General features: G+C 66.0%; 5 protein-coding genes. 2 read left to right on the forward strand and 3 right to left on the reverse strand.

The window, feature by feature from the left end; translation table 11 throughout:
- The 3 genes from H8B02_RS44315 to H8B02_RS44325 all read right to left on the reverse strand — a co-directional run.
- Positions 1 to 1,238, reverse strand: a 1,238-nt coding sequence (locus H8B02_RS44315; protein WP_229172068.1) for an SGNH/GDSL hydrolase family protein, incomplete at its 3' end; no start/stop codon positions are given.
- Positions 1,239 to 1,567: 329 nt separating this feature from the next.
- Complete coding sequence (locus H8B02_RS44320; protein WP_229172064.1) at positions 1,568 to 2,947, reverse strand: lytic murein transglycosylase; 1,380 nt, start codon at positions 2,945 to 2,947, stop codon at positions 1,568 to 1,570.
- A gap of 43 nt (positions 2,948 to 2,990) precedes the next feature.
- The gene (locus H8B02_RS44325; RefSeq protein ID WP_312001559.1) at positions 2,991 to 3,500 is read right to left on the reverse strand and encodes a MerR family transcriptional regulator; all 510 of its coding nucleotides are present in this window, start codon (positions 3,498 to 3,500) and stop codon (positions 2,991 to 2,993) included.
- Positions 3,501 to 3,590: 90 nt separating this feature from the next.
- Between H8B02_RS44325 and H8B02_RS44330 the strand changes: the two genes are divergently transcribed.
- Positions 3,591 to 4,892, forward strand: a complete 1,302-nt coding sequence (locus H8B02_RS44330; RefSeq protein ID WP_229172066.1) for an NADH:flavin oxidoreductase/NADH oxidase family protein — start codon at positions 3,591 to 3,593, stop codon at positions 4,890 to 4,892.
- A gap of 151 nt (positions 4,893 to 5,043) precedes the next feature.
- Positions 5,044 to 5,919, forward strand: coding sequence for a UTP--glucose-1-phosphate uridylyltransferase GalU (galU, locus tag H8B02_RS44335; RefSeq protein WP_229172067.1), 876 nt, complete (start codon positions 5,044 to 5,046; stop codon positions 5,917 to 5,919).
- Positions 5,920 to 6,084: the final 165 nt, after the last annotated feature.

Genomic DNA, 6,084 nt, shown 5'->3' on the forward strand with positions numbered 1-6,084 from the left:
CCGGGCTCGGTGCTGGTCTCGGGCGTTGCCGGTTCGCTCGGCAGCGCGATCGGGCCGGTGCGCACCGCGAGCAGGCGGGTCACCTCGCGCTCGACATAGTGCGCGAGCTTGCGCGCGCCGGCCTTGGTGAAGAACACGCCGTCATCGGAGCGCAGCTTGCGCGGCTGGCCCTCGAAGTCCGGGCCCTTTGGCATGAAGCGGCCGGCCTCATCGACAAAGCCGTCCCAGACGTCGACATAGGTGATGCCGGCCTTGCCGGCGCCGTCGCGATAGAGCGCGTCGAGGAACAGCATGTCCGACGTGCCCTTCTGGCCGCGGATCGCGGGCAGGCCGACCCACAGCACCGGCACGCCCTTGCTCTTCAGCACGTTGATCAGCTCCTCGATCTTCTTGCCGTAGAGCTCGACCCAGCGGTCGTCGCGGAAGTCATAGAGGCCATTGGGCGAGCGCGCGGTCTTTTCCGGCGCGGCCTGTGAGTCGGTGTCGGCGTCGTCGGCCGGCAGCTCGGCATCGACCGGCTTGCTGTCCGCCTTGCTATCGGTCTTGCCGTCAATCTTGCCGTCAATCTTGCCATCAGTCTTGGCGGCGGCATCGGGCTTGTCGCCGGGCTTGGCGTCCGGCTTGGCGCGCGCGTCCTTTTTCTCGTCCTTCTTGTCGACCTTCTTGTCCACGACCGGTTCGCGGATCGAGGTGCGGTCGTTGAGGCCGAGCATCACGACGATGGCGTCGGGGTTCTCGGTGGCGAGAATGCCCTTGGCGGCCGCAGCCCAATCCGCCGGATCGCCCTTGGGCTGATAGCGGATCAGGCCGGAGACCGTCTTGTGCTTGCGGATCACGCCCATGTCGGGCTGGTCGGAATAGGCATCTTCCAGGCCGTAGGCGAGCCAGTCGGCCATGGCGTCGCCGATCACCAGCACGTTGCGCTCGGCCGCAGCTTCGCGCTTCGCCGGCGGCGGAGCGCGCGAGAAATCCTCGCGTGGCCGCTGCTGCGGCTGGGCCTGCGGGTGCTGCTGCTGGAATGGTGCGAAGAAATCGCCGCCGAACCAGCCGCCGCCACCGCCACCGCCGCTGCTGCGCGGCGGCGCGCGGCGCTGGGGTGCATCACCGAAGCCGGGGAAGCCGAAGAACTGCGCCGAGGCGGGCTCGGCGATGCCGATCAACAGCGCAAGCGCCACCGTCAGCGCGACCAGCGGACCGGCTTCGGTGAATATGCGCAGGAAGGACTTCGGCTTCGCCATCGAGTTCGTCGCAATGATCAGGAAGTACGTGAGCATATTAGCGGAATCGGGCCGCAAGCGGGCAGCTTTTCCACCATAAATCGGGTGCCTCCGGCCGCCGTCAAGGCGCCGGGCGAATATCGGATTTCACGGTTACTTTCAGGGGAGGGGCTCAATGGCTGCCGCATCGGAACCGGACTCCCGCTTGCGGGGGAGGGTTGGGTGGGGGTGTCGCCGCGATGGGATTGGTCATTATGCGGAGAGAGCCCCCACCCGCCGCGCTGAGCGCGTCGACCTCCCCCGCAAGCGGAGAGGTGCAAGGGTGCTTGTGGTTGCGATTTCGCTAAGCCCTACCGCCCCCGCAGCCGCTCCAGCACCTCGGAGGTGGCAAAACCGTCGGCCGGCGCCCCGATCGAGACCTGGAAGCCGCGCAGCGCCTCGCGGGTCTGGCCGCCGAACTGGCCGTCGGGCGTGCCCTTGTAGAAGCCGCGCTGGGCCAGCAGCTGTTGCAGTTCCAGCCGCTCGGCGCGTGACAGCACCCGTTCCTGGCGCGGCCAGGGTTGCACGAAGGGCTGGCCGCCGCGCAGCCGATCGGCGAAATGGCCGATGGCGAGCGCATAGGCCTCGGCCGGGTTGTACTTCATGATCACCCGGAAATTCTGCAGCATCAGGAAGCCCGGACCTTCGGCACCCGCGGGCGCCAGCAGATAGGCCTTGTCGGACGGCCGCGGGAACGGCTGGCCGCCCGGCCGCTTGACGCCGAGTTGCTCCCATTGCGACAGCGGCATCGCCTTGGCGCGGTCGGCCAGCATGTAGTTCAGGCCCTGCGGCAGCACCACCTCGTAGCCCCAGCTCGCGCCGGTCTGCCAGCCGTCCTTCTTCAGGTTGTTGGCGGTCGAGGCGATCAGGTCGCTCGGATCGTCGACGACGTCGCGGCGGCCATCGCCATCGCCGTCGACAGCGTAGCGCTTGAACGCGGTCGGCATGAACTGGGTCGGGCCGAACGCGCCGGCCCAGGAGCCGCGCATTTGTTCGGGCTTGAGATCGCCGCGGTTGAGAATCTCCAGCGCCGACAGGAATTCGTCCTTGAAATAGGCCTGGCGGCGGCCGACGCAGGCGAGCGTCGCGGTCGACTGCACCACGCTGCGATCGCCCATCTGGGTCGAGTAGTTCGACTCGATGCCCCAGATTGCCGCGACGATATAGCGATCGACGCCATAGGCCTTCTCGGTCGCGTCGAACTGCGCCTTGTATTTCGCAAGGATCTCGCGACCCTTGGCGAGCCGCGCATCGCTGACGAGAATGTCGAGATAGTCCCAGATCGCCTTGGTGAATTCCGGCTGCGAATCCAAGAGATCCATGATGCGCAGATCGGGCTGTAGGCCCGCGGTGAAGCGCTCGAAATTTTGCTGGGTGATGTTGCGCCGCGCGGCATCCGGCCACATCGCCGCGACACAGCTCGGGAAGTCGGATGCGGCCTGGCGGATCGCTGTGGCGGTCATCAAGGGATGGCCGGAGGCGCCGTCTTCTCCGCTCCAGGGCGGCGCTGCGCCGTCCTGTCCGGTTGCGGCCTGCGGCGGCGTCGCGGCGTTCGGAGAGAAGATGCTGTCGATCAGGTTGGTCAGGCCGTTGCCGGCCGATTGGGCTTGCGTCGCGCCCGGCAGCAGCAGGGCCAGCGCGATCAGGCTCGCGCTGCAAAGCCTGGTCCTTGGTTTTCCGGTCGCGCGCATGTGTCGTGTGCCTGTCAAAATCGTGCCGCCTCAGAAGGCCCCGTCACGGTTTCCAATAGCTTAACAAAGGGCGGCATTTGGGGCGTGACGAAATCGCGCGCGATGGTTTGACCGGGACAAATTGTCCGGCGTCGTCAACCGGCTTTGGCCTGTTCCCTGAGACTGCCAAGGCAGCTTCGGCGTTCTCGAAGCAGTCGCCGCCCGGCGCCGTGGCTTCGATCCTGGCGATCACGGCCTCCAGCCCAGCCTGGGTTTCAGACAGGCGGCGCTGCAGGGCTGCGACCTCGATCACCTTGGTCTTGAGCGCGGCCACCAGCTTGTCGCGGCTCCAGTCTCCCTTGCCGTGCGGCGGCAGCAGGTTCCGGATCTCGTCGAGCGAAAATCCGGCCTGCTGCGCCATTACGATGATCTCGAGGACCTGCCTGGTTCCGCGCGAATACTGTCGATAGCCATTCAAGCCGCGATCGATCGACCCGATCAGGCCCTCTCGCTCATAGAAGCGGATGCGCGACGGCGCCAGGCCGGACTCCCGAGCCAGTTCCCCGATCCTCACGGACGTGCTCCTTGCTGCTTGACCTTAAAGTTTACTTTAAGGTTAAGGTGCCCGCAGATCAACAAGGAACTCGATTAAGGAACCTGGCTCATGTCGCCGTTCGATTCCCTCACTCTGCCCAACGGAAGCACCGTTCCCAACCGCATCGCCAAGGCAGCGATGGAGGAGAACATGGCTGACGCCGGGCATCTCCCGTCCGCCGAATTGCTTCGCCTCTATCAGGCCTGGGCCGACGGCGGCGCCGGCCTCATCATCACCGGCAACGTCATGATCGATCGCCGCGCCATGACCGGACCGGGTGGCGTCGTGCTGGAGGACGGCACGCCGCTTGAGGCGTTCCGAAACTGGGCTCGGATTGGCCGGGCCAGGGGCGCGCAAATCTGGCTGCAGCTCAGTCATCCGGGCCGGCAGATGATGAAAAACATGGGCCAGCAGACCCTGGCGCCATCGGCGGTGCCGCTTGATCTCGGCAAGCATTCGAACCTGTTTGCAATGCCCAAAGCGATGACCGAGCACGACATCAACGAGGTGATCGCGCGCTTCGTCACAGCCGCGAAACTCGCAGAGCAGGCCGGCTTCTCCGGCGTGCAGATCCATGCGGCGCACGGCTATCTGATCAGCCAGTTCCTGTCGCCGTTGAGCAACCGGCGCACTGACGGCTGGGGCGGCTCGCTGCAAAACAGGGCGCGTCTTTTGATCGAAACCGTCAAGGCCGTCCGCGCCGCGGTGTCGCCGGGCGTCTCGATCGCGGTCAAATTGAACTCGGCCGATTTCCAGCGCGGCGGCTTCGATGCAGCCGATGCGAAGACGGTCGTCGAGATGCTGAATGAATTGCCCGTGGATCTGGTGGAGCTGTCGGGCGGCAGTTACGAGGCGCCGGCGATGCAGGGCGATGCGCGCGATGGCCGCACGCTGGCGCGCGAGGCCTATTTCCTCGACTTCGCGCGCGATATCGCAGGGGTCGCCAGGATGCCGGTGATGGTCACCGGCGGCGTTCGCCGCATCGGCGTCGTGCAGCAAGTGCTCGACAGCGGCGTCGCCATCGCAGGTATCGCCACCGCGCTTGCCGTCAGGCCGGATTTGCCGAATGCGTGGCGCCGCGGCGAGGATCTGCGGCCAGAAGTCGCGCCCATCCGCTGGACGAGCAAGCCGATGGCCTCGCTTGCCGCCATGGCCGTCGTGAAATTCCAGCTGCGGCGGTTGAGCCGGGGCGGCACGGCCAATCCGAACGTTTCGCCGCTGAAAGCGTTGGTTCTCGCCCAGTTGCGCACGGCGTCGCTCACCCGCAAATATCGCCGCTGGATCGCGTCATCGGCCGCCGCGACGGCTGCCTCTCGCGGCACGTCGGTTTTGTCACGCGCGAACGCGCGGGCCGTCGGGATGCCTCGGTAGGCCGGCCATTCGGGTCGGAAATGCTTGGGTGGAAGAGGCGGATGAGTGCGCATCACACATCCGCCTTTGTTCTCGGCTGCAAACCGGGTACGAAGAAGCGATTACATTTCGCGCCGCCGTCCCACCCGTTTCAAGGCTCCCGATAAATCCCATGAAGATCCGCAAAGCCGTATTTCCCGTCGCCGGTCTCGGCACCCGCGTGCTGCCTGCCACCAAGGCAATGCCGAAGGAGATGCTGACGATCGTCGACAAGCCTCTGATCCAGTACGTGGTGGATGAGGCCCGCGAGGCCGGCATCGAGCACTTCGTGTTCGTCACTGGCCGCAACAAAGGCGTCATCGAGGATCACTTCGACCGCATGTTCGAGCTCGACACCACGCTCGCGCAACGCGGCAAGAAGACCGAACAGGACATCCTGGCGCAGAACCAGCCGGAAGCCGGCGCGATGAGCTTCACCCGGCAGCAATCGCCGCTCGGGCTCGGCCACGCGGTGTGGTGCGCGCGCGACATCGTCGGCAACGAGCCGTTCGCGGTGGTGTTGCCGGACGAACTGGTGCTGAACACGCCGGGCTGCCTGAAGCAGATGATCGACGCCGCCAACAAGCTCGGCGACAAGTCGAACGTGATCGCGGTCGAGGCGGTGCCCGACGAGCTTACCCATCAATACGGCATCTGCGGCGTGGGAACACGCACCGGCAACATCTTCGAGGTCGACGGCATGGTCGAGAAGCCGCCGAAGGGCACCGCGCCGTCGAACCTGTCGATCACCGGCCGCTACATCCTGCAGCCGGAGATCTTCAACATCCTGGCCACCCAGGAGCGCGGCGCCGGCGGCGAGATCCAGCTCACCGACGCGATGATCGGGCTTGCCAAGACGCAGAAGTTCTACGGCGTCGAGTTCGAGGGCGAGCGCCACGATTGCGGCTCCAAGCCCGGCTTCCTCCGCGCCAACATCGCCTTCGGCCTCAAGCGCCCCGAGCTGCGCGACGGCCTGATCGCCGAGATGAAGAAGTATCTCGAGAAGTAGGGGCGCTCCGGTTCGCGCTGCGTGCGGCGAGTCGCAAGACTCGCGAGAATGCGAAGCTACGTCCCCACGCACGTCTGTCATCGCCCGCGAAAGCGGGCGATCCGGTACGCCGCGGCCTCTCGGTTCAAGCACTCCTGTCTCTGGAATACTGGATCACCCACATGG

The sequence above is a fragment of the Bradyrhizobium altum genome (assembly GCF_020889705.1).
GTDB classification, from domain to species: Bacteria; Pseudomonadota; Alphaproteobacteria; order Rhizobiales; family Xanthobacteraceae; genus Bradyrhizobium; species Bradyrhizobium altum.